This is a genomic window from Angustibacter speluncae, from assembly GCF_054777815.1.
The window spans coordinates 1-21,994 of sequence record NZ_BAAHAF010000017.1; the positions used below are offsets into that span (position 1 = coordinate 1).

The 21,994-nt window shown below is 76.0% G+C and carries 20 protein-coding genes; 10 read left to right on the plus strand and 10 right to left on the minus strand.

Annotation, left to right across the window (positions count from 1 at the left end):
* On the minus strand, window positions 1–789 hold a 789-nt coding region (locus ACYVKY_RS01730), incomplete at its 3' end, for a serine/threonine-protein kinase (RefSeq protein ID WP_460433264.1).
* A 172-nt stretch (window positions 790–961) separates the two neighbouring features.
* On the opposite strand from ACYVKY_RS01730, the gene ACYVKY_RS01735 reads away from it, so the two are divergent.
* From ACYVKY_RS01735 to ACYVKY_RS01755, 5 genes are all read left to right on the plus strand, one after another.
* The gene (locus tag ACYVKY_RS01735; protein WP_460433265.1) at window positions 962–1,249 is read left to right on the plus strand and encodes a DUF3017 domain-containing protein; all 288 of its coding nucleotides are present in this window, start codon (window positions 962–964) and stop codon (window positions 1,247–1,249) included.
* 278 nt (window positions 1,250–1,527) lie between these two features.
* Window positions 1,528–2,481: an AAA family ATPase gene (locus tag ACYVKY_RS01740; RefSeq protein WP_460433283.1), complete on the plus strand. Its 954-nt coding sequence runs from the start codon at window positions 1,528–1,530 to the stop codon at window positions 2,479–2,481.
* A gap of 17 nt (window positions 2,482–2,498) precedes the next feature.
* Entirely contained in the window at window positions 2,499–3,680 is a 1,182-nt protein-coding gene (locus ACYVKY_RS01745; protein ID WP_460433266.1) for a DUF58 domain-containing protein, read from the plus strand.
* The gene (locus ACYVKY_RS01750) at window positions 3,677–6,055 is read left to right on the plus strand and encodes a transglutaminase TgpA family protein (protein WP_460433267.1); all 2,379 of its coding nucleotides are present in this window, start codon (window positions 3,677–3,679) and stop codon (window positions 6,053–6,055) included. Before ACYVKY_RS01745 ends, ACYVKY_RS01750 begins: the two co-directional genes overlap by 4 nt.
* Window positions 6,056–6,174: 119 nt before the next feature.
* Entirely contained in the window at window positions 6,175–8,496 is a 2,322-nt protein-coding gene (locus ACYVKY_RS01755; RefSeq protein ID WP_460433268.1) for a fibronectin type III domain-containing protein, read from the plus strand.
* Between the two features lie 17 nt (window positions 8,497–8,513).
* Here ACYVKY_RS01755 and ACYVKY_RS01760 read toward each other — a convergent pair whose 3' ends face one another.
* From ACYVKY_RS01760 to ACYVKY_RS01795, 8 genes are all read right to left on the minus strand, one after another.
* On the minus strand, window positions 8,514–9,545 hold the full coding sequence (locus ACYVKY_RS01760; protein ID WP_460433269.1) for a hypothetical protein: 1,032 nt from the start codon (window positions 9,543–9,545) through the stop codon (window positions 8,514–8,516).
* Between the two features lie 63 nt (window positions 9,546–9,608).
* Entirely contained in the window at window positions 9,609–9,764 is a 156-nt protein-coding gene (locus ACYVKY_RS01765; protein ID WP_460433270.1) for a hypothetical protein, read from the minus strand.
* A 2-nt stretch (window positions 9,765–9,766) separates the two neighbouring features.
* Window positions 9,767–10,216 carry a hypothetical protein gene (locus ACYVKY_RS01770; protein WP_460433271.1) on the minus strand — a complete coding sequence of 150 codons (450 nt, stop codon included), beginning with the start codon at window positions 10,214–10,216 and terminating at the stop codon, window positions 9,767–9,769.
* The gene (locus ACYVKY_RS01775) at window positions 10,213–11,112 is read right to left on the minus strand and encodes an apurinic/apyrimidinic endonuclease family protein (protein ID WP_460433272.1); all 900 of its coding nucleotides are present in this window, start codon (window positions 11,110–11,112) and stop codon (window positions 10,213–10,215) included. The genes ACYVKY_RS01770 and ACYVKY_RS01775 overlap by 4 nt, the downstream gene beginning before the upstream one ends.
* 80 nt (window positions 11,113–11,192) lie before the next feature.
* Window positions 11,193–12,182 (minus strand): malate dehydrogenase, encoded by a 990-nt coding sequence (locus ACYVKY_RS01780; protein ID WP_460433273.1) that lies wholly within the window; start codon window positions 12,180–12,182, stop codon window positions 11,193–11,195.
* 73 nt (window positions 12,183–12,255) lie between these two features.
* The gene (locus ACYVKY_RS01785) at window positions 12,256–12,543 is read right to left on the minus strand and encodes a hypothetical protein (RefSeq protein WP_460433274.1); all 288 of its coding nucleotides are present in this window, start codon (window positions 12,541–12,543) and stop codon (window positions 12,256–12,258) included.
* A 29-nt stretch (window positions 12,544–12,572) separates the two neighbouring features.
* Window positions 12,573–12,761, minus strand: a complete 189-nt coding sequence (locus ACYVKY_RS01790; protein WP_460433275.1) for a hypothetical protein — start codon at window positions 12,759–12,761, stop codon at window positions 12,573–12,575.
* Window positions 12,761–13,012: a hypothetical protein gene (locus ACYVKY_RS01795; RefSeq protein ID WP_460433276.1), complete on the minus strand. Its 252-nt coding sequence runs from the start codon at window positions 13,010–13,012 to the stop codon at window positions 12,761–12,763. Before ACYVKY_RS01795 ends, ACYVKY_RS01790 begins: the two co-directional genes overlap by 1 nt.
* A gap of 135 nt (window positions 13,013–13,147) precedes the next feature.
* Here ACYVKY_RS01795 and ACYVKY_RS01800 point away from each other — a divergent pair, with 135 nt between their 5' ends.
* Complete coding sequence (locus ACYVKY_RS01800; RefSeq protein WP_460433277.1) at window positions 13,148–15,370, plus strand: NADP-dependent isocitrate dehydrogenase; 2,223 nt, start codon at window positions 13,148–13,150, stop codon at window positions 15,368–15,370.
* A gap of 110 nt (window positions 15,371–15,480) precedes the next feature.
* On the opposite strand, the gene ACYVKY_RS01805 is transcribed toward ACYVKY_RS01800, so the two are convergent.
* Entirely contained in the window at window positions 15,481–17,484 is a 2,004-nt protein-coding gene (locus tag ACYVKY_RS01805; RefSeq protein WP_460433278.1) for a S9 family peptidase, read from the minus strand.
* 112 nt (window positions 17,485–17,596) lie between these two features.
* Here ACYVKY_RS01805 and ACYVKY_RS01810 point away from each other — a divergent pair, with 112 nt between their 5' ends.
* The 4 genes from ACYVKY_RS01810 to ACYVKY_RS01825 all read left to right on the plus strand — a co-directional run.
* A complete protein-coding gene (locus tag ACYVKY_RS01810) occupies window positions 17,597–18,334 on the plus strand; it encodes a hemerythrin domain-containing protein (protein ID WP_460433279.1) in 738 nt (245 codons plus the stop codon).
* A complete protein-coding gene (locus ACYVKY_RS01815) occupies window positions 18,331–19,263 on the plus strand; it encodes a GNAT family N-acetyltransferase (protein ID WP_460433280.1) in 933 nt (310 codons plus the stop codon). Before ACYVKY_RS01810 ends, ACYVKY_RS01815 begins: the two co-directional genes overlap by 4 nt.
* A 62-nt stretch (window positions 19,264–19,325) precedes the next feature.
* Complete coding sequence (locus ACYVKY_RS01820; RefSeq protein ID WP_460433281.1) at window positions 19,326–20,057, plus strand: hypothetical protein; 732 nt, start codon at window positions 19,326–19,328, stop codon at window positions 20,055–20,057.
* A gap of 10 nt (window positions 20,058–20,067) precedes the next feature.
* A partial coding sequence (locus ACYVKY_RS01825) for a BTAD domain-containing putative transcriptional regulator (protein WP_460433282.1) occupies window positions 20,068–21,994 on the plus strand: 1,927 nt, incomplete at its 3' end.

Sequence of the window (21,994 nt, forward strand, 5' to 3'; positions counted from 1 at the left end):
GGCCAGCCCGCCCGCCAGCTCGGCGGCCGACTGCGGCCGCCGCGCGGGGTCGGCGGACAGCGCCGCGCGCAGCAGGTCGTCGAGCCCGGGCGGCAGGTCGTCGCGCGCGAGCGGGGGCACGTCGCCGCGCAGGATGCGGGTGACGAGGGGCGCCAGCCCGATCGAGGCCTCGCGGTCGTAGGCGGCCCGCCCGGCGAGCATGGCGTAGAGCGTCGAGGCCAGCGAGTAGACGTCGGAGGCGGCGCTCGCGTCGGCGCCCTCGAGGATCTCGGGGGCGCTGTGCACGACGGTGAACGCCGCGGTCTGGGTCATCGCGTCGCCCTCGGTGGTGACGCGGGCGATGCCGAAGTCGGCCAGCGCCGGCTCGCCGTAGGCGGTGACGAGCACGTTCTGCGGCTTGACGTCGCGGTGCAGGATGCCCGCGCCGTGCGCGGCCTGCAGGGCGCTCGCGAGCTTGAGCCCCGCGTCGAGCACCTCGGCGACCGGCATCGCGCCGTCGCGCTCGAGCCGGTCGGCCACCGACCCGCCGGAGCAGTGCTCCATCGACAGCCACGGACGCTGACCGGGGGTCGTGCCGGCGTCGTAGACGGTGACGATGTGGGGGTGGGCGCTGACGCGTCCGGTGGCCATGCACTCGGCGCGGAAGCGGCGCAGGATGCGTTCGTCGAGCCCGTCGAGGGTGAGCACCTTGAGCGCGACCGTCCGGTCGAACCGCTCGTCGTGGGCGCGGTAGACCACCGCGAAGCCGCCGCGCGCGATCAGCTGCACGTCGGCGTAGCCGGCCGGCACGTCGGGCCCCTGGCCCGTCGCTGCCCCCCGCCCCGACCTGCGGAACACCATCCCCCTGGTACGTCCCTCCTCGGCAAGGTGCCCGGTCGAGTGTGAGCCTCGCGCACGACACGCCCGACGTGTCGCGCACCTGGGTCACACCCTGCGTGGCGGTCGCCGCCACGGTACTAGCGTGACGGGTGTGGTCGAGGGGACAGCGCGCGGGTTCCGCTCGTGGTGGTACCTGCTGCTCGTCGTGGGCCTGCTCGGCGTCGTGGTCGCGGGGCTGCTCGTGGGCGCCGTCGGCGCCGCCGCGGGCCTGGTCGTGCTGCTGCTGCTGGCCGCCGGCGCCCGGCTGCTGCTGCCCGCGGGCGCGGCCGGTCCCCTCGTCGTGCGGTCCCGCCTGCTCGACGTCGTGGTCTGCGTGGCGCTCGCCGTGCTCCTCGTGGTGGCGCTGCAGATCGTCCCGACCCAGCCCTGACCCCGGCGCTGTGCGCCGCCGGGCCGGGCCTCCCGCGCGGTGTGGAAGCATGGCCGCGCCTGCGCACGGGGGATCGCGCGCGGTCGGGGCGTCCCACCGGGGCCGTCCCGCGCGACGGGGAGGATGACGACGCCGTGGTCGACCAGCCGGACGCCCGCCAGGGCGCGTACGACTCGTTCCCGCCGGACGCGCCCGACCTCGCGCCGGCGCCGTCCACCGCCGCGGGCGACCCCACGACCCGGGCCCGCGCCCGCGAGGAGCGCTCGCGCGAGTGGGGGCTGAGCGTCGCCGACATCGCCCGGGGCTTCGCGCTGGTCGCCGAGAACGTGCGCCAGGTGGTGCGCGGCAAGGACGACGTCATCGACCTCGCACTGGTCTGCCTGCTGTCCGAGGGCCACCTGCTCGTCGAGGACGTCCCCGGCACGGGCAAGACCACGATGGCGCGGGCGATCGCCGCGTCCGTGCGCGCCGGGTACCACCGCATCCAGTTCACGCCCGACCTGCTGCCGTCCGACGTGACGGGCGTGTCGATCTGGAACCAGCGCACGCAGGAGTTCGAGTTCCACCGCGGCCCGGTCTTCGCGAACGTCGTCCTCGGCGACGAGATCAACCGCGCCTCGCCGAAGACGCAGTCGGCGCTGCTCGAGGTGATGGAGGAGCAGCAGGTCACCGTCGACGGCGAGCCCCACCGGGTGCCCCGGCCCTTCCTGGTCGTGGCGACGCAGAACCCCATCGACATGGACGGCACCTACCCGCTGCCCGAGGCCCAGCTCGACCGGTTCCTGATGCGCATCTCGATGGGTTACCCCGACCTCGAGTCCGAGATCGAGGTGATGACCGGCCGCACCCGCCGGCGCCGCCCCGAGGACCTCGAGGCGGTCGTGACCGTCGAGCAGGTGCAGGCGATGATCGCCGCCACCGACCAGGTGCACGCGGCCCCCGAGCTGCAGCGCTACGTGGTGCAGGTCGTCGCGGCCACCCGCTCGCTCGGTGACGCGCGGCTCGGCGCGAGCCCCCGCGGCTCGATCGCGCTGCTGCGCGCGAGCAAGGTGCGCGCGGCCTCCCAGGGACGCGACTTCGCCACGCCCGAGGACGTCAAGGCGCTCGCGGTGCCGGTGCTGGCCCACCGCGTGCTGCTGTCGGCCGAGGCGCAGGTGCGCGGCGTCACCCAGGAGTCGCTGGTCGAGCGGGTCCTCGACGCCACCGCGGTGCCGAACGCCGTCTCGGCCTGACCCGTGCGGACCGACCTGTGACGCGCGCCGGCTGGGTCGCGGTCACCGCGGCCGCGGTGCTGCTCGCGCTGGGCTACGGCCTGGGCTACCCCGAGCTGCTCGCGCTCGGCGTGGGCGCGCTCGCGCTGCTCGCGCTCGGCGCCGTGCTGGTCGCCGGACGCCCGTCCGTCGAGGTCGAGCGGCAGGTCGAGCCGCACCGGGTCGGCCGCGGCGACCCCGCGATCGCCCTGCTGGTCGTACGCAACCCGTCGTCGCGGCGGCGGCTGCGGGTCGAGGTCGTCGAGCCGGTCACCCGCACCGTCGGCGCCCGGTCCGACACCACCGAGCTGCGGGTCGCGGTGCCGACGCTCGGCCGCTCCGGGGTGCGGCGGCGCACCTACCGGCTGCCCACCGATCGCCGCGGCGTGCTCACCGTGGGGCCGCTGCGGTGGGAGCGCAGCGACCCGTTCGGGCTGTGGCGGCGCGGGCAGGAGGTCGAGCGGGCGCGCACCGTCTACGTCCACCCGCGGGTGCACTCCCTCGACCTCGCGGCGTCCGGGCGCGCGCGGCACCTCGACGGCCCGACGTCGGACAAGGCGCCGCGCGGGTCGATCACCTTCCAGGCGCTGCGCGAGTACGTGCGCGGCGACGACATGCGGCTGATCCACTGGCGGTCCTCCGCCCGGCTGGGGACGCTCATGGTCAAGGAGAGCGTCGACACCGCGATGCCGCACACGACCGTGCTGCTCGACACCCGCGCCTCGTCCTACGACTCGCCGGACCGGTTCGAGGAGGCCGTCGACGTCGTCGCCAGCCTGCTGACCGCCGCCACCCGCGCGCAGTTCCCGTGCCGGCTGGTCACCACCGGCGGCGTCCAGGCCGAGGGCAAGGGCAGCACCGAGGAGACCCGGGCGCTGCTCGACCTGCTCGCCGGCCTCGACGCCGACACCGACGCCGGCTTCCTCGCGCTCGCCGACGGCCTCGACCACCGGCGCTCGAACAGCACGGTCGTGGCCGTCACCGGGCAGGTGCAGGGCCCGGACGCGGCGGCCGACCTCGCCGCCCTGCGCACCCTCGCCCGGCGCTACGACCGCGGCCTGCTGCTGCGCCTCGTCCCGCTCGACGCCGCGCCGGTCGGCGGGTCCGACGACCTCGTCGTGCTCGACTCCGAGGGCGCGCTGCAGGCCGTGACGGCCTGGAACGTCTGGAGCCGGCGGTGACCGCCACCGCGGCGCCGCCGCAGGTCGACGTCCCCCTGGGCGGGGGGCGGGCGCCGCGGCCGGGGGCCACGCCGCCGGGAGCGGTCGAGCGGCTGCCGCGGCTCGGCACCGCGCTGCTCGGCGTCGCGGCCGCCGGCTGGGGCTTCGCCCGCGTCCTGGAGCCGTCGGCGACCGTCGGCCCGCTGCTGGTCGGCGTGCTCGTGCCCGGGGTGCTGCTCGTCGTGGCCGCCCTCAGCGCGCGGGCGGTCGGGCGGGCGACCCCGACTCCGGCGATCACCGTGCCGCTCGCGCTGCTCCTGCTGCTCGGTGGTGGGCCGTTCGCGGCCGGCCTGCTGGCACCGACCCCGGGCCCGGTCACCGGGTTCGACGCGCTGCGGGCGTTCGGCGGGACGCTGCGCACGGTGCTCACCTCGACCCTGCCCGCGACCGCCGACGCCCCCACCGTGCTCGCGCTGCTGCTGGTCGTGGGCGTGGTGGCGCTGCTGGCAGGCGAGGCCGCGCTGCGCAGCCGGTTCGCGCTGCTGCCGTTCGTCCCGTCGGTGCTGCTGCTCGGCGCGGCCGTGGCGTTCGGCCTGCCCGCCGGCGGCACCGCGCTGCTGCTGGCCGCCGCGCTGGTGCTGCTGGCCGCGGTGCACGTCGCCCTGGCCCGGGTGCTGCCCGCTCCCGGCGCCGAGACGGGCGTCCAGGCGCCGGCCCCCGACCTGGTGTCGAGCCTGGTGCGGATCGCGGCCGTCGTGGTGGTGGCGGCGCTGGCGGCCGGCGTCGGCACCGTCGTCGGGCCCCGGCTCCCGGGTGCCGACACCCGTCCGCCCTTCGACCCGCGCCAGTACGTGCAGCCGCCGGAGCAGACCAGTGCCGGGCAGAGCCCGCTGTCGCGGGTGTCGAGCTGGCTCGCCGGCCCGGTGCGGCCGCTGTTCGCCGTCGACGGCGGCCTCGAACCCACCGACCGGCTGCGCTGGGTCTCGCTCGACAGCTACGACGGCACCTCGTGGACGACGTCCGAGTCGTACGTGGTGGCCGGCCCGCGCGTCCCGGACGGCCCGGAGGGCGACGACGGCGCCAGCGAGCGGTCGGTGTCGACGCGGGTGGCGGTCGGCACCCTGCCCGGGCCGTGGCTGCCGGCGCCCGACCGGCCGACCGCGGTGCGGGGCCTGACGGTGAAGGTGGCCCCGTCGTCGGGCGACCTGGTCGCCACGACGGCGCGCACCGAGGGCAGCGTCTACGACGTCACCAGCACTGTGCGCACCCTCGACGACGAGTGGGTCAAGGCGGCCGGCGCCGGCGCGCAGCCCTTCCTCGACCCGCTGCGCTCGCTGCCCGCCGGCGTCCCGGTCGGCATCGGGGCCGCGGCCGACGAGGCCACGGCGGGCTCGACGTCCGACATCCAGCGGCTGCTGCTGCTCGAGCGGTGGATGCGCACGAACCTCGAGTACGACCCGGCGGCGCTGCCCGGCCACTCGCTCAAGGTGCTCGGCGACTTCGTGGTCCCGGGCGAGGCCGGGACGATGGAGCAGTTCGCCGCCTCGTACGCGCTGATGGCCCGTCACCTCGGCTACGCGTCGCGGGTCACGGTGGCCTTCACCCCCGGCACGGCCGCCGACGACCCGGCCCGGCTCGCCCCCGTCGAGGGCGCGGTCGACGTCGACAGCACCCCGCTGACCGACGACCCCGACCTCGCCGACCCGACCCGCCTGCTCGACGGCGCGGGCGTGGCCGTCACGACGCGCGACGTGCTCGTGTACCCCGAGGTGTGGCTCGGCGAGCTCGGCTGGCGGCCGTTCTACCCGGTGCCGGTGCCGGGGGCAGCCGGCGACGACGAGATCGTCGAGGGCCTCGGCGCCCAGCCCGGCGGCCTGTCGGTCGACGACGTCACCCCGCCCGCCGGCGGCGGCGCCGGCGAGCAGCAGGACGAGCCGGAGCTGGTCGAGAGCGACCCGCTCTCGGTGTGGGAGACGATCGGGCTCACGGGGCTCGTCCTTGTGGCCGCGCTGCTGCTGTGGGTGCTCGGCGTGCTCGTCGCGACCGCGCTCGGGCGCCGACGACGGCGGGGGTCCGGCTCCGCGCGGGACCGCACGCTCGCAGCGTGGCGCGAGGTGCAGGACGGCCTCGCGGCCGGCGGCGTCCGCGACGTCCGGTCGATGACGGGCGCGCAGGCGGTCGCCGCGGGTGGTGCCGTGCTCGGCGACGACGCCCGTGCGCCGCTCGGGACGGTCGCGACCGCGGCCACGCGTGCCCTGTTCGCCCCCGGGACGGTCGACGAGCAGGAGGCCGTCCGCGCCTGGGAGGGCGCCGACGACGTGGCCCGCCGGGTGCGGCGCCGCCGCGGCTGGAAGGGCGCCGTGCTCGACCTGCTCGCCCCGCCGCGCCGCCGCTGACCCCGGGTTGTCCACAGGCCTCCGTCGACGGTCGGTGCCGGGGCCAGGCGCTGGTTACCCTGCTGGAGGGGATCACCACCGGACCGCCCACCCGCCGGTCCGCGACCAGGGAGCACCGCTTGTCCACCACGGGGAACGCGCACGGGTCGTTGCGCGCCAGGCTGTCGTCGCCGTCCGGCTTCGTGTCGGTCGGCCTGGCGATGGCGCTCCTCGTCGGGTCGGTCGCGGTGGCGCTCGGCCAGGGCGCGTCCAAGGCCCTGCTCGAGCTCGGTGACGGCGCGGTCTGGCTGCCCACCGACCCGCGCGGCGTGGTCACGCTGGTCGACGGCTCGTCCGGACGCCCCACCGCCGAGATCCAGCTCGCCACCGGCGACGGCACCTCGCTGCAGGTGGTCTACCGCGACGGCAAGGCCTACGCCTACGACGCCTCCACCGGCGTCCTCACCCTGATCGACGACGCCTCGATGTCGTCCGACGTCGCCGTGCAGACCGGCGGCGACGCCGAGACCCTGGTGCTCGCCGGCGGGGGCAACGCCTACGTCGTCGAGCCGTCCGAGGGCACCCTGCAGGTGCTCGGCGGCGACCTGCAGCCCACCGGCGACGTCATCGACCTCGGCGGCGAGGTGGGGTCGGCCGTCGTCGACGGCGACGGCCTGCTCTACGCCTCGCTCGTCGGCAGCGGCCGGGTCGTCGTCGCCGACGCCGACGGCGTGCGCGGCACGCTCAAGGTCACCGACTCGCCGGTCGCGCCGCTCACCGTCGTCGGCGGTGCGGTGCACGCCCTCGACGTCGCCGGCGGCACCGTGCGCGTGCTCGACGTCGACAGCGTGGCCGAGGTGATGCCGAGCGGGCTCGCCCGCAACGCCGACCTCGGCGCGCTGCTGGTCTCGGAGTCCTCCGACAGCGACATCGCCGTCATCGACCCGCGCAGCTGCCAGGTCGTCGTGCTCGCGGTGTCGGCCGGCACCAGCGCCACCGTCGGCCTGCCGGGCGACACCTGCGGCGACTCCTTCGGGGCGCCCGTCGTGGTCGGCACCCGGGTGTTCGTCCCCGACTACTCCACCGGCGGCACGCTGGTGCTCGACATCACCGGCCGTGACGCCCCCACCGAGATCCCCGTGCGCGCCGACGGGCCGGGCGAGTTCGACCTGTTCGTCGACGACGGCAACGTCGTCGCCAACGACCCCGGGTCCAACGACGCCGTCATCTTCACCGGCGGCCAGGAGGCCGTCGACGTCGTGAAGTTCGACGAGGAGGTGGCCGAGAACGCCACCCAGCCGGAGGAGACCCCGGCCGAGCTCCCCGATCCGCCGGAGCAGGAGCCCGACCCCTCGCAGGAGCCCGACCCGCAGCCGACGCAGCAGCCCGAGCCGGGCCAGGAGCCGACGCAGGCCCCGCTGCCCGACCCGACGGGCACCTCGACCGCGCCGCCGACGGGCGCGCCGATGCCGACCTCGGACCCCACGGGCCAGCCGACGACGGCGCCGCCGACCAGTGCGCCGCCGACGTCCGCCCCGCCGTCGACCACCGAGCCGCCGGTCACGACGCCGCCGCCCACCAGCGAGCCGCCGGCCACCACGCCGCCGCAGGACCCGGCCGCGCCGGTGATGGGCACCGTCGAGGTGGGCAACCACCGCAACGTCATCCCGTTCACCGCGGGTGCGGGCGGTGGCGAGGTCGCGCGGTTCGAGCTGCGCGTGCTCAGCGGCGGGCAGCCGACGCAGGTCGAGGGCGGCAACGGGCAGTTCGTGGCGCACTTCTCCGGCTGCGCCCTGCACACCTTCCAGGTCGTGGCGATCGGCACCAACGGCGGCGAGGCCGGCTCGCGGGTGTCGAACGAGCGGCCCGCGTGCCCCGGGGTCTCGCCGGTGCGCAACCTGCAGCAGGTCGACCGCGGCCAGGACTTCGTCGTGATCGCGTGGGACGGGCCCGAGACCAGCACCGGCCCGGTGCAGTACCGGGTCGAGCGCGGCAACGGCGAGCTTCTCGCCGGCTTCGAGGCGCAGGGCGGCCAGACGCGGTTCCGCTGGAACGGGCTCGCGCCGGGCACCGACTACAACCTCGTCGTCATCGCCCGCGACGACTCCGGCCAGAGCCAGGCGCAGTCGGTGCCGGTGCGCACCGCCGACCCGCCGCCGTGGGAGCGCACCTGGACGGTGGCGGACAGCAACATCCCGGGTACCTGCGCCACCCAGGGCAAGCGCGGCGGGGCGTGGGCGAGCAGCCAGGGCGAGTGCAAGGGCTGGAACGCCGCCAACCGCTGGCTCGACAACGGGTTCCAGGTCACGGTCACCTGCTTCAGCCGCGGCGACGCGTACCCGGTCTACCCGGGCCCGACGAACTGGACGGGGTACTTCAGGACGAAGTCGGGCGACTGGATCCGGTCGGCGGTCATCGCCGAGCGCACCGGCGACAACGACTACGGCGCTCCGGCCTGCTGAGGTCCTGAGGCGGGGGCTCAGCCGGAGCAGAGCTCGGCGTGCCGCTCCAGCACGCGACGGGCGGCGCCGTCGTCGCGGCGCCCGAGGCCGCAGGCGGCCGAGACGACCACCTGGCGACGCAACCGGTCCTCGACCAGCTCGAGCACCTCGCGCTGCTGCTCCAGCGACTGCGACTCGTGGGCGAAACCGGCGGCGAAGCGCACGTCGGCCGGCAACCGCAGGTCGGCCAGCGGGGCGTAGAACGCCGGGTCGGTGGTGGCCGGCTCGTCGGCGGCCGCGAAGGGCGCGTGCACCAGGTCGAGCGGCTGCTCGGACGGCCACCCGGCCAGCACCGCGTTGGCGAGCAGCACGAGCGGGCTGACGTCGCCCATCGTCCCGAACGCCTTGTTGTTCATGTCGCCCAGGCACAGGTGCAGCTGGAAGCGCGTGCCCGGGGCGGCGCCCGCCGCGAGCCGGGTGACGCCCCGCGCCAGCACCTTCGCCAGTGCCGGACGCGCGCGCGGCGGCGCCTTGGTCAGCAGCACGAGCTCGGCCGGGACCTCGATCTGGAAGACCGTGGCTGGCCTGGCGAGCGCGGCGACGTCGCGGATCTCGGCCAGCGTCGCCTCGGTGAACGCGCGCTGGTGCCGCAGCGCGCCGGCCGGGCCCAGGGTGAACATCGCGATGTCGAAGTCGCCCGGGACGCCGGACTGGAACACCAGGTCCGGGCGGCCGGCTGCGTCCCGCGCGGCCTCGAACGCCGGCAGCGACGCCCGGGCGGCGGCCACGTGGCCGAAGTCGAGCGAGGCGCCCCACAGGCTGCGGCCGCGCCGCACCCGCATCGTCGGGGTGCGGTCGTAGTCGGACCAGTCACCCGGCTTGGCAGGCTCGAGCGCCGGGTGGGTGCGCAGGCGCTCGACCACGGAGATGACCCAGTTGCGCCGCTCGCCGGTCTCGCCGTCGGGCAGGCTGCGCAGGTGCGGGCCGAGCAGCTCGAGCGCCGTGCCCATCGCCTCGGCGGCGCTCGCGCCGGGCAGGCTGCCGACCAGGTGGGCCTCACGCACCGTCATCGCGGTCTCCGTCCTCGGTGTGGGACGGCCATCGTGGCCCGGTGCGGGCGCCGGGAGAAGGGGTCAGTCGCCGCCGCCGCAGCCGCCCCCGCAGCTGCTGTCGCTGCCGCACCCGCTGTCGGAGTCGCCGCCGTGGCCACCACGACGACGCCGTCCGGACGACAGCAGGCCGAGCACCAGCACGACGCCGATCACCACCACGACCAGGACCGGGTCCACGGCTACCCCCTCTCGCGCGGCGCCGGCAGCGGCACCTCGTACACCCACGGTCCCACCCCGAGCACGCAGACGGGGCGGCTTCCCGGACGCCGGCGCACCGCCGTCCGACGCGTGCCGAGGTCGACCTGGCGCACCTGCCACGCCGACCGGGTGACCCGGTCGAGGAGCCCGCGCCCGTCGGCCCAGCGCGCGAAGGCGTCGCCGTCGTCGTGGCCGCAGCCGGCCGGCGGGTGCTCGCGCGCGTAGGCGTCGAACGCGTCCGCCAGGCCGGGGACGTCGGCCATCCAGGGCAGCGCCCGCACCGCCGCGCGGCGGCGCTTGCCGCGCAGCACCACCCCGGTGACGCGCGTGGACGCCTCGTCGAAGCCGTCCGGCACGTGCCCGGCCATCACCGCGGCGAGCACCTCGGTCTGCCTGCGCCGCAGGCGCTCTCGCGAAGCGTCGACGCTCACCGCGCGCTCCCCGCGCTGAGCCCGTGCACCCGCTCGCGCAGCGCCTCCAGCTCGGGCGCCACCGTCGCGACCGACACGTCCTCGTCGCGCTCGAGCAGCAGCGGCGGGCCGTCGGCGCCGGTGCGCTCGCGCAGGTCGGTCACCAGGTCGAGCACCGGCTCCGGCACCGGGTGGGCGTGGGTGTCGAGGTACACGCCGTGCTGCACCTGGCCACCGGCGACGTGCGCGTACGCCACCCGTTCCAGCGGCATCCGGGCCAGCAGCGCGTGCGGGTCGCCGCCGTGCGCCTGGCAGGTGGCGTAGAGGTTCGCGACGTCGAGCAGCACCCAGCACCCGGTGCGCCCGACCAGCTCGGTGAGGAAGGCGGGCTCGTCGAGCTCGTCCTCGGGCCAGGCCAGGGTGGCGGCGACGTTCTCGAGCGCGAGCGGCACGGGTAGGGCGTCCTGGGCCGCGCGCACGTTCTCGACGAGGACGTCGAGCGCCTCGCGGGTGCGCGGTGCGGGCACCAGGTGGCCGGCCTCGAGCACGTCGCCGTGCAGCTCGTCGGCACCCAGCTTGCCGGCGCGCACGAACGCGACGTGCTCGCTCACCAGCGGGGCGCGCAGCGCGGCAGCGAGGTCGGCCAGGTGGGCGAGGCGCCCGGCGTCCGGCAGGTCGGCCCCGGCGAGCCCGAGGCCGACGCCGTGGGGCACCACCGGGACCCCGTGGTCGACCAGCGCCGTCAGCTCGGCGGGAAGCGTTGCGGGGGAAAGGTTCTCGGCGACGACCTCGCTGAACCGCAGCGGGTGCGGCGCGTCCTGCGCGCGCTCGAGCAGCCAGTCCGCCAGCGGTGGTCGCCAGGCGACCCCCACCCCCCGGCCGGCGAGCCCCGGTCCAGCGAGCGATGCGCCCTCCATGGCGCCAGGGTAGCCCGGCCGAGGACGCAGGACGCCGCCGCGAGCAGGTGCTCGCGGCGGCGTCCCGGAGAGTGCGTGGGTCAGATCAGGCCGAGCTGGGTGACCGCGTCCTTCTCCTCCTGCAGCTCGGCGACCGAGGCGTCGATGCGTCCGCGCGAGAAGTCGTCGATCTCCAGGCCCTGCACGATGCTCCAGTCACCGCCCGAGGTCGTGACGGGGAACGAGGAGACGATGCCCTCGGGCACGCCGTACGAGCCGTCCGAGCGCACGGCCATCGACACCCAGTCGCCCTCGGGCGAGCCCTGCAGCCAGTCGCGGGCGGCGTCGATGGTGGCCGAGGCGGCGCTCGCCGCGGACGAGGACCCGCGGACCTCGATGATCGCGGCACCGCGCTTGGCGACGGTGGGGATGAAGTCGTTCTCGAGCCAGGCCTGGTCGTCGACGACCTCGGCGGCGTTGCGGCCGCCGACCTCGGCGTGGAACAGGTCGGGGTACTGGGTGGCCGAGTGGTTGCCCCAGATCGTCATCTTCCGAATCTCGGTGACGGCGGCGCCGGTCTTGGCGGCCAGCTGCGAGATCGCGCGGTTGTGGTCGAGGCGGGTCAGCGCCGAGAACCGCTCGGACGGGATGTCGGGCGCGTTCGTCATCGCGATCAGGGCGTTGGTGTTCGCCGGGTTGCCGGTGACGCCGATGCGCACGTCTGAGGCCGCGACCTCGTTGAGGGCCTTGCCCTGGGCGGTGAAGATCGCGCCGTTCGCCTCGAGCAGGTCGCCGCGCTCCATCCCCTTGGTGCGGGGTCGGGCGCCGACCAGCAGCGCCAGGTTGACGCCCTCGAAGACCTTCGTCGGGTCGTCGCCGATCTCGACCTTCGCCAGGGTCGGGAAGGCGCAGTCGTCGAGCTCCATCACGACGCCCTCGAGCGTCTTCAGGGCCGGGGTGATCTCGAGCAGCCGCAGCTCGACCGGGGTGTCCGGCCCGAGCAGGTTCCCGGCCGCGAGGCGGAACAGCAGGCTGTAGCCGATCTGACCGGCGGCGCCGGTGACGGCGATCTTGACGGGCGTGGCGCTCACGAGGATCCCTCCGCGGGGTGGTGGTCGGTCGCGCCGACGCTAGCGCAGGACGCGTCCGCGGGCCGGACCGGCCTCAGCTGCTGCCGCAGCCCCCGCCCCCGCACGAGGAGCCCCCGCCGCAGGACGACCCGCCCCCGCAGGACGACCCGCCGTCGGACCCGCCGTCCGAGCCGCCGTCGGACCCGCCGCAGGACGAACCCGCGTAGTAGCCGCCGGCCGCGTACCCGGCGTCGCGGGCGCGCGGACGCCGCCGCGGGCCGGACCCGCCCCCGCGGCTCGCCGCGACCGCCACCCCGGCGATCACCAGGACCAGCAGGACCACCACGACCCCGGCCGCGGCCAGGACGACCATCGTCGACATCTCCACTCCTCCCGTCGACCGGCCCGCCACTACGGCAGGCCGGTGCCGCCGTTCCCGAACGAGCCGCCGTGCCGGTCGCGCCGGTTGCGCTGCGGCCGGATGCCGCCGCCGCGGGTCGCCGAGCGCACCACCAGGACCACGAGCACGACCAGGACCACCAGCACGCCCACCCCCACGACGGGGAACAGGGCGAGCACCCACGGCGTCCCGGACTCCATCAGCTGCCCCCGCAGCCGCCGCCGCAGCCGCCGCCCCCGCCGCAGGACGACCCGCCGCCGCAGCCGCCCCCGCCGTCGGAGCCGCCGAACCCGCCGCCGCGGCGTCGCCGCACCGGACGCACGCCGCCACGTGGTGCCGACAGCCCGCGGAGGGCGAGCACGAGGACGGCGAGCAGGGCCATGAAGAAGAACCCGATGACGGCCACCAGCACCAGCAGCAGCCACGGGTTGTCTGCGAGGTTGCGCAGCACGACCCACCCCTTCCCCCTGGGCCCGTCGTCGGGCCGCTGCTCGCAGGGTAGGACGCGGGAGCGCTGGCGGGGAGCCCCCGGTCCGATATCTTGACGTCGAACTATCCAGGCGGTCGAACCGAGCGGACGGACACTGTGAGCGAGCCGACGATCTACTACACCTACACCGACGAGGCCCCGGCGCTGGCGACGCACTCGCTGCTGCCCGTGGTCTCCGCCTACGCCTCGACGGCCGGGGTGCAGGTCGAGTCGCCGGACATCTCCCTGTCGGGCCGCATCCTGGCGGCCTTCGCCGACCGGCTGCCCGAGGACCAGCGGGTCCCGGACGCGCTCGGGTTCCTCGGCGAGCTCGCCACCCGTCCCGAGGCGAACATCATCAAGCTGCCGAACGTGTCGGCGTCGGTGCCGCAGCTCAAGGCCGCGATCGCCGAGCTGCAGGGGCAGGGGTACGACCTGCCCGCCTACCCGGACGAGCCGCAGGACGACGACCAGCGCGACGCCCGTGCCCGGTACGACAAGGTGAAGGGCAGCGCGGTGAACCCCGTGCTGCGCGAGGGCAACTCGGACCGCCGCGCGCCGGCGTCGGTGAAGGGCTACGCCCGCAAGCACCCGCACTCGATGGGCGCCTGGTCGGCCGACTCGCGCACGGATGTGGCGACGATGGACGCCGACGACTTCCGCCACAACGAGAAGTCGGCCGTGGTCGGGGCCGACGGGGCGCTGCGCATCGAGCACGTCGCCCCCGACGGCACCACCACCGTGCTGAAGGAGTCGGTGCCCGTCCTGGCCGGCGACGTCGTCGACGCCACGGCGATGCGGGTGGCCGCGCTGCGCGAGTTCCTCACCGCGCAGGTGGCACGGGCGAAGGCCGACGACGTGCTGTTCTCGGTGCACCTCAAGGCCACGATGATGAAGGTGTCCGACCCGATCGTGTTCGGGCACGTGGTGAGGGCGTTCTTCCCGCGCACGTTCGCCGAGCACGGCGCGGCGCTCAAGGCCGCCGGGCTGAGCGCGAACGACGGCCTCGGCGGCATCCTGGCCGGCCTCGACCAGGTCGACGGCGGTGACGCGATCCGGGCCTCGTTCGAGGCCGAGCTCGCCGACGGCCCGCGGCTGGCGATGGTCGACTCCGACCGCGGCATCACCAACCTGCACGTGCCGTCCGACGTCATCGTCGACGCGTCGATGCCGGCGATGATCCGCACCTCCGGCCACATGTGGGGCCCGGACGGCCAGGAGGCCGACACCCTCGCGGTGATCCCCGACTCGTCGTACGCCGGCATCTACCAGGTCGTGGTCGACGACTGCCGCGCGAACGGCGCGTACGACCCGGCCACGATGGGCTCGGTGCCCAACGTGGGACTGATGGCCCGGGCCGCCGAGGAGTACGGCAGCCACGACAAGACCTTCGAGATCGCCGCTGCCGGGACGGTCCGCGTGGTCGACGGCTCGGGCGAGGTCGTCCTCGAGCACGAGGTCGAGCAGGGCGACATCTGGCGGATGTGCCGCACCCAGGACGAGCCGATCCGCGACTGGGTCAAGCTCGCCGTCACCCGCGCCCGCGCCACCGGTGCCCCGGCGGTGTTCTGGCTCGACGCCGACCGCCCGCACGACGCCAACCTGATCGCCAAGGTCGAGCAGTACCTGCCCGAGCACGACACCGACGGGCTCACCCTCGAGATCAAGAGCCCCGTCGAGGCGATCGCGTTCTCGCTCGAGCGCATCCGCCGCGGCGAGGACACGATCTCGGTCACCGGCAACGTGCTGCGCGACTACCTCACCGACCTGTTCCCGATCCTCGAGCTCGGCACGAGCGCGAAGATGCTGTCGGTCGTCCCGCTCATCAACGGCGGCGGCCTGTTCGAGACCGGCGCCGGCGGGTCGGCGCCCAAGCACGTGCAGCAGCTGGTGAAGGAGAACTACCTGCGCTGGGACAGCCTGGGCGAGTTCCTCGCGCTGGCGGTCTCGTTCGAGCACCTGGCGCAGTCCACGGGCAACGCCCGCGCCCAGGTGCTGGCCGACACCCTCGACCGCGCCACCGGCACCTTCCTCGACGAGAACCGCTCTCCCGCACGACGAGTGGGCCAGATCGACAACCGGGGCAGCCACTTCTACCTGGCCCTGTACTGGGCCCGCGAGCTGGCGCAGCAGACCGACGACGCCGAGCTCGCGTCCGCGTTCGCCGACGTCGCGCAGGCGCTCGGCGAGCACGAGGAGCAGATCACCGGCGAGCTGCTCGCCGTCCAGGGCGAGTCGGTCGACATCGGCGGCTACTACCGCCCCGACCGCGACAAGGTCGACGCCGTGATGCGCCCGTCCGCCACCCTGAACGGCATCCTCGACCGCCTCCGCGCCTGACGTCCCCGTCCACGCGCCCGTTTCGCTAGTTCAGTGTCGGAAGTGACACTGAACTAGCGAAACGACACGTGTGACACGCCAGCTCGCCTCGTCCAGTGGACCGCCGGACGTCAGGCGGGGTCGACCGGCGTGACGGGCAGGTGCTTGGCCCAGAACCGCAGCAGGTGCTCGAACCGGGCGAGCCGGTGCTTCGGACGCCCCGACCGGGTCAGCTCGTGGCCCTCGCCGGGGAACAGCAGGAGCTCGGCCTCCACGCCCTGGCGTCGCAGCGCGGCGTACCACCGCTGCGCCTGGTCGACCGGGCAGCGCCAGTCGGCCTCGGAGTGGATCACCAGCGTCGGCGTCGTCACGTTCGCGACGTGCGTCATCGGCGCCTGCTCGCGCATGTTCTCGACCGTGCCGTGGTACTGCCACGGGAAGAACCAGCCGATGTCGGACGCGCCGGCGAACGTCTCCGGGTCGAGGTAGCCGCGCTCGACCACGGCGGCCACGAACCGGTCGGTGCGGGTCGTGAGCAGCGCGGTCATGTACCCCCCGTACGAGCCGCCCATGACGCCGACCCGGTCGGCGTCCAGCCGCAGCGACTCGTTGGTCAGCACGTGGTCGAGGAAGGCGAGGACGTCGTCGGCGTCGACCGTCCCGAACGCGTGCTTGACCGCGGTGCCGTGCGCGCTGCCGTACCCGGCCGAGCCGCGCGGGTTGCACATGACGACCGCGTAGCCCGCGCCGGTGTAGACCTGCGCCTCGTCGAACAGCCCCCAGCCGTACTGCGCGAACGGCCCGCCGTGGATGTTCAGCAGCACCGGGTACGGCCCCGGGCCCCACCGCTCCTCGTCGGGCAGCAGCACCCAGCCGTGCACGTCGTAGCCGTCCGGGGCCTTCGCGACCCGCTCGTGCAGCGGCGACACCGGGTCGGGCAGCCCCGACGACAGGTCGGTCAGCAGCTGCGGCTCGCCGTCCTGGAGCACCGCCAGGTCGCCCACGCGCCCGGGGTCGGAGACGACCGCGACGACCGTGGACCCGTCGGCGGTGGCGGCCACGCCGCGCAGCTGCCGCTGCCCGGCGCTGACCACCTCGGGCTCGCCCGCGTCCTCGCGCAGCGCCACCCGCACCAGGTCGACCGCGCCGCGGCGGCGGGCGACCGCCAGCGCGTGGTCGCCGACCACGACGGCGCGCGACTCGCCGAGGTCCCACGCCTCGGCGTCGGTCAGGCGCACGGGGTCGGCCGGCCCCACCAGGTCGGACGCCAGGTCGACCCGCCACAGCCCGGCCTGCGCCCCGACGAAGTCGGTGCCGTCGGGACCCACGTCGGTGGCCACCAGCGCCAGCGTGGTCGCGTCGACCCACTCGACCTGCTCGACGCCGAGGTCGCCGCGGGTCACCACGTGCACCTCCCCGCCGTCCGCGGACACCCGGTGCACGCCCGAGCGCAGGTCGTCCTCGCGGGTGGGGTGGCGGTCGGAGACGAAGGCGATCCAGCGCGAGTCGGGGCTCCACGCGGGGGCGGCGTCGTCGTGGTCGCCGTCGGTCACCTGGTGCGGCGCGAGCGGCAGGTCGGGCAGGTCGCGCGCCGGGTCGTCGACGGCCGCGAGGACGTCGGCCACGTCGACCACGAACAGGTGCAGGCGCCGGTCGCGGGTGTAGCCGAGGCCGTCGACCCGGTAGCTGTTCGAGGCGATGAGCCGGGGCGGCTCGGCGTCCGGGCCGACCTCGTCGTCGGTGCCGTACCGGCCCTCCTCGGGCACGCGCGCGCTGAAGACGATCCGCGCGCCGTCCGGGCTCCACACCGGGGCGCCCGCGCCGGGCGTGCGGTCGGTGAGGACGACGGGCTCGCCGCCGCCGAGGCCGACCACCGCCAGCTGCGGGGCACCCTTCTCGGGTGCGCGCAGGAACGCGACCCAGCGGCCGTCGGGCGAGACCGCGGGCGCCGAGTCGCCGACGCCGTGGGTGAGCCGGCGGGCGGGGGAGCCGTCGGTCGGCACGACCCACAGCGAGGACCGGTACCGGTCCTTCGCGGTGTCGGGACGGGAGACCGCGGTGACGGCCAGCGACCCGTCCGGGGTGAGGGACGGAGCGGACGCGCTGCGGAGGTGGTCGAGGTGCTCGGGACGCATGGGCCGAACCTACGTCACCCGGACGCGCCCGCCGACCGGTGCAAGTCGGCTGCAAGAGCCGCGGCGCACGGTGCGGGAGACCGACCTACCACCGCGCCCCCCAGGAGGACCCGTGACCGCACCACCGTCCGCACCCACCCCGCTGCTGCCCGGTCAGGCCGCCGCGCCGCCCGGTCCGTGCGACCTCACGGGCATGTACGTCATGCACCACGCGTTCCGCCGCGACCTCGCACGGCTCGCCACGGTGGCGCGCAGCACGCCGCCGTCCGCGAGCGCGACCTGGCGCCCGGCGCGGCGGTGGTGGCGGAACGTCGCCGAGCTGCTGCACGACCACCACAGCAAGGAGGACGACGTGCTGTGGCCCGCGCTGCTGGCGCGCGTCGACGCGGACGGCCGCCGGGTGCTCGACGCCATGGAGGCCGAGCACGGGCGCATCGACCCGCTCGTCGCGCAGGTGCACACCGCGCTCGACGCGCTCGCTGCCGGCACGGCCACGACGGCCACCCGGGACGCCGCCGCCGAGTCGCTCGAGCAGCTGCACCGCCTGCTCGACGCGCACCTCGCCCACGAGGAGCGGGACGCGATCCCGCTCGTGCAGCGCCACCTGGACGCCGCCGAGTGGGCGCACCTGGAGCGCACCGGGCTGGGGCAGAAGCCGGCACCCGCCCTGCTGCTGTTCATGCTGCCGTGGCTCGCCGACGGCCTGCGGGACGAGGACCTCGCGCCGCTGCTCGACCAGGGCGGGCCCGTGGTGCGGCTGCTGCTGCGGCTCGGCGCCGGCCGCTACCGGCGGCTGCGGTCGCGCGCGTTCCCGGGAACCGAGCCCGCGACGGCGCAGGTGCCGGCGTGAGCGCGACCGCGGACGCGGACGCGCCGCGCACGGCCCACGCCACCGAGCTGCCGGGGCTGCGGTCGAGGCCGCTGGGCCTGCCGGACGCCGCAGCGGCGCACGCCGTCCTCGCGGCGGAGGAGGTGGCTGCGCTCGGGCGGTGCGACCTCGACGTCGCCGACGTCGAGAGCGACTGGGCCAGGCCCGGTCTCGACCTGCGCGGCCGTTCCGTCGGGTACCTCGACGGCGACCTGCTGGTCGGCTACGCGGTCCTCGTCGAGGACGACCGGGTCGACGCCGGCGTGCTGCCGTCCCACCACGGCCGCGGCATCGGGTCCGCGCTGGCGCGGTGGTCGCGCGAGCGCGCCCGCGGCGCAGGTGCCGGCGTCGTCGGCATGACCGTCCCGCAGGGGAGCGCGCCCGACCGGTTCCTGGAGGCCCAGGGCTACACCGTGCGCTCGCGCGCGTTCGACCTGGTGCTGCCGGCGGGCGTCGAGGTGCCCGTGCCGTCGCCCCCGCGCGGCGTGCACGTGCGGGACGCGGGCGTCGACGACGAGCGCCCCGCCTGGGACGTGCTGGAGAGCGGGTTCCTCGAGTGGGCCGACCGTCCCCGCACCCCGCTCCCGGACTTCCTGGCGCGCGTGCGCGGACGTCCGGGCGCCGCACCGTGGAACCTGCGCGTCGCCGTGCAGGACGGGCAGGTGCTGGCTGCCGTGCACGTCGTGCTCGCGGGGGACGACGTGCACGTCGCCCGGCTCGGCGTGCGCCCCGCGCACCGCGGGCGCGGGCTGGCGCAGCTGCTGCTGGCCGACGCGTTCGACCACGGCCGCCGGCACGGCGCCCGCCGCTGCACGCTGTCGGTCGACGCCCGCTCCGGCGCGCTCGGCCTGTACGAGCGGGTCGGGCTGCGGGTCGACTCCGCCTGGGTGCATCGCGAGGTCGAGCTGTGAACCCGGTTGCCACGCAAGCGGTCCGCAAGCCGGGCGCAAGCGACACCGGCGACGGTGCAGCCATGAACCCACGAACCCTGTACCGCATCTCGGCCGTCAGCCTGCTGGCGTCCTTCGTCCTCAGCCTCGCGGGCGGTGTCCTGCACCCGATCGTCGACGGGCAGTCGCACTCGGTGGCCTCGCTGCTGGCGCCGATGTCGCCGGGGGCCCAGATGCTCATCTACGCCGGCGCGATCGCCCTCATGGTCGGCCTGCCCGGTGCCTACCTGTGGTTCCGGCCCGTCCTCGGTCGGATCGGCTTCGCCGGCTTCGGCCTGTACTTCCTGGGCAACGCGCTCAGCGCCCAGTCGCACCTGGTCGTCGAGGGGTTCGTCGCCCCCGCGGTCGCGGCCGACCCGGGCGCACGGCACCTGGTGCCGGCCGACGGGTCCATCATCGACTCGCCCCCGTTCCTGCTGCTGCAGGTGGTGGGCGGGCTCGTCCTGGTGGCGGGCATGCTCCTGATCGGGATCGCGCTGATCCGGGCTCGGGGGCTGCCCACCTGGCTGGGTGCGTTCCTGGTGCTCGGCGCGGTGGCCACGACCGTCCCGTTCCCGGAGGTCCCGGGGCTCACCGGGCTCCTCATCGAGCTGCCGCGCGGGCTGACCGTCGGGGTGCTCGGGGTGCTCGTGCTGCGCAGCCTGCGGGAGGGACGCACCGGCGCCGAGGGCACCGGCTCCACCGTCCCCGGCGCCGGCGTCCGGCAGGATGGCGCGCACGCGGCCACCAGCCGAGCCGCGCAGCCCGCGAGCTGAACGGACCCGGATGCTGCGGATCCACTGCCTCGGCGCCGTCCGCGCGCAGGTCGACGGCGAGCCCGTCGACCTCGGCGGGCGGCGCCAGCGGTCCGTGCTGGCCGTGCTCGTGGCGGCGGGCGGCCGCACGGTCTCGACCGACCGCTTCCTCGACGAGGTGTGGGAGGGCGAGCCGCCCCCGAGCGCGACCGGCGCGCTGCAGGCCTACGTCTCTCGGCTGCGGTCCGCCCTCGAGCCCACCCGGCGCCCGCGCGACCCGGCGCGGGTGCTCGTCAGCGCGGCCCCCGGGTACGCGCTGCGGCTGCCGGTGGAGGCGGTCGACGTCTGGGCGCTGCCGGACGCCGTCCGCCGCGCGGCGGGGCTGCCGGACGAGGTGGCGCTCGGCGTCCTCGGTGCCGCGCTGCGCGGCTGGACCGGCGACCCGTACGCCGAGTACGCGGACGAGGAGTGGGCGGCCCCGGAGGTCGTCCGTCTCACGGAGGTGCACGCGGAGGCGGTCGAGCTGCACGCCGGGGCGGCGCTGCGGACGGGCCGCGCCGCCGAGGTCGTCGCCGACCTCGAGCGCCACGTCCGTCGGCACCCGCTGCGCGAGCACGGCGTCGGGCTGCTGGCCCGCGCGCTCTACGCGACTGGTCGGCAGGCCGACGCGCTGGACGCGATCGGCACGCTGCGGCGGCGCCTGGCCGACGAGCTCGGGCTCGACCCCGCACCCACGACCCGCGAGCTCGAGGCCGACGTGCTGCAGCACGCCGCGCACCTGCACGTCCCGGCCAGGTCGGCACCCGCCCCGGCGGTGGCGGCAGCCGTCGGTGCCCCGGACCGACCCCGGCGCGCGCTGCTGGGCCGCGGCGGCGAGCTCGACCGCCTCTCGGACGCCGCGACGCAGGTGCTGCGCAACGGCCGGCCGGGGGTGGTCTGGGTCGACGGCGAGGCCGGGGTCGGCAAGTCGGCGCTGCTCGACGCGTTCTGCGAGCAGGCGCGGGACAGCCGGACCTGGACGGTCGTCGTGAGCCGCTGCCCCGAGGTCGACGGGGCGCCGCCGGGGGTGGAGTGGCGGGAGGTGCTGAGCGCGCTCGGTGCGGCACCGGCGCCGGGTGCCACCGCGTTCGAGCTCGCGGAGGCCGTCCCGGCCGCGCTCGGTGACGGTCCCGTGCTCGTCGCGCTGGAGGACGTGCACCGGGCGGACGAGACCGGGTTGCAGGTGCTGCGCCACGTGGTGCGCACCGTCGACGGACCGCTGCTGGTGGTCGCCACCCACCGCGCGCACGAGGGGGGTCGCGACCTGGCCGGCACCCAGGCCGTCACCGCCGACCGCACGCTCGACCGGGTGCACGTGCGCGGGCTCGCCGACCGGGACGCCCGCAGGCTGCTCGCCGGTCACCTCCCCGGCGAGCTGCCGGACCGGGTCTGGCGCCGGCTCGTCGACCGCGCGGGCGGCAACCCGCTGTTCCTGCGCGAGCTCGGGCGACTGGTCGCCGCCGAGGGCGACGAGGCGGCCGAGCGGCTGCCGGCGGGGGTGCGCGACCTGCTGCGGCGGCGCACCGAGCGGCTCGCGCCCGGCACCGTCGACCTGCTGTCCCGGGCGGCCCTGCTCGGCGTCGAGGTCGACCTCGACGTGCTCGTGGCCCTGGAGGAGGAGTGGTCGGGGGCGACCGAGGACGTCGTGGCCGACCACCTCGATGCCGGGGTGGTCGCGGGCCTGCTCGAGGGCGACGCCACCCGGGGCCTGCGGTTCTCCCACGCCCTGGTGCGCGACACCTTCCACGACCTGCTGGCGCCGCTGCGCCGGCACCGGCTGCACCGCACCGCGCTGCAGGTGCTGCGGCGGGTGCGGCCCGACGCGGTCGAGGACCGCGCCCGGCACGCCGCCGCCTCGCTCGACCGCCGCAGCGCCCGCGACGCGCTGCCGGACCTGCTGGCAGCCGCCGACCGCGCCG

Bases quoted from the DNA above. Each gene is read 5' to 3' on its own strand.
- ACYVKY_RS01760 (WP_460433269.1), bottom strand. From the start codon at position 9,545: ATGACGGTGCGTGAGGCCCACCTGGTCGGCAGCCTGCCCGGCGCGAGC.
- ACYVKY_RS01775 (WP_460433272.1), bottom strand. From the start codon at position 11,112: ATGGAGGGCGCATCGCTCGCTGGACCGGGGCTCGCCGGCCGGGGGGTG.
- ACYVKY_RS01785 (WP_460433274.1), bottom strand. From the start codon at position 12,543: ATGTCGACGATGGTCGTCCTGGCCGCGGCCGGGGTCGTGGTGGTCCTG.
- ACYVKY_RS01790 (WP_460433275.1), bottom strand. From the start codon at position 12,761: ATGGAGTCCGGGACGCCGTGGGTGCTCGCCCTGTTCCCCGTCGTGGGG.
- ACYVKY_RS01805 (WP_460433278.1), bottom strand. From the start codon at position 17,484: ATGCGTCCCGAGCACCTCGACCACCTCCGCAGCGCGTCCGCTCCGTCC.
- ACYVKY_RS01820 (WP_460433281.1), top strand. From the start codon at position 19,326: ATGAACCCACGAACCCTGTACCGCATCTCGGCCGTCAGCCTGCTGGCG.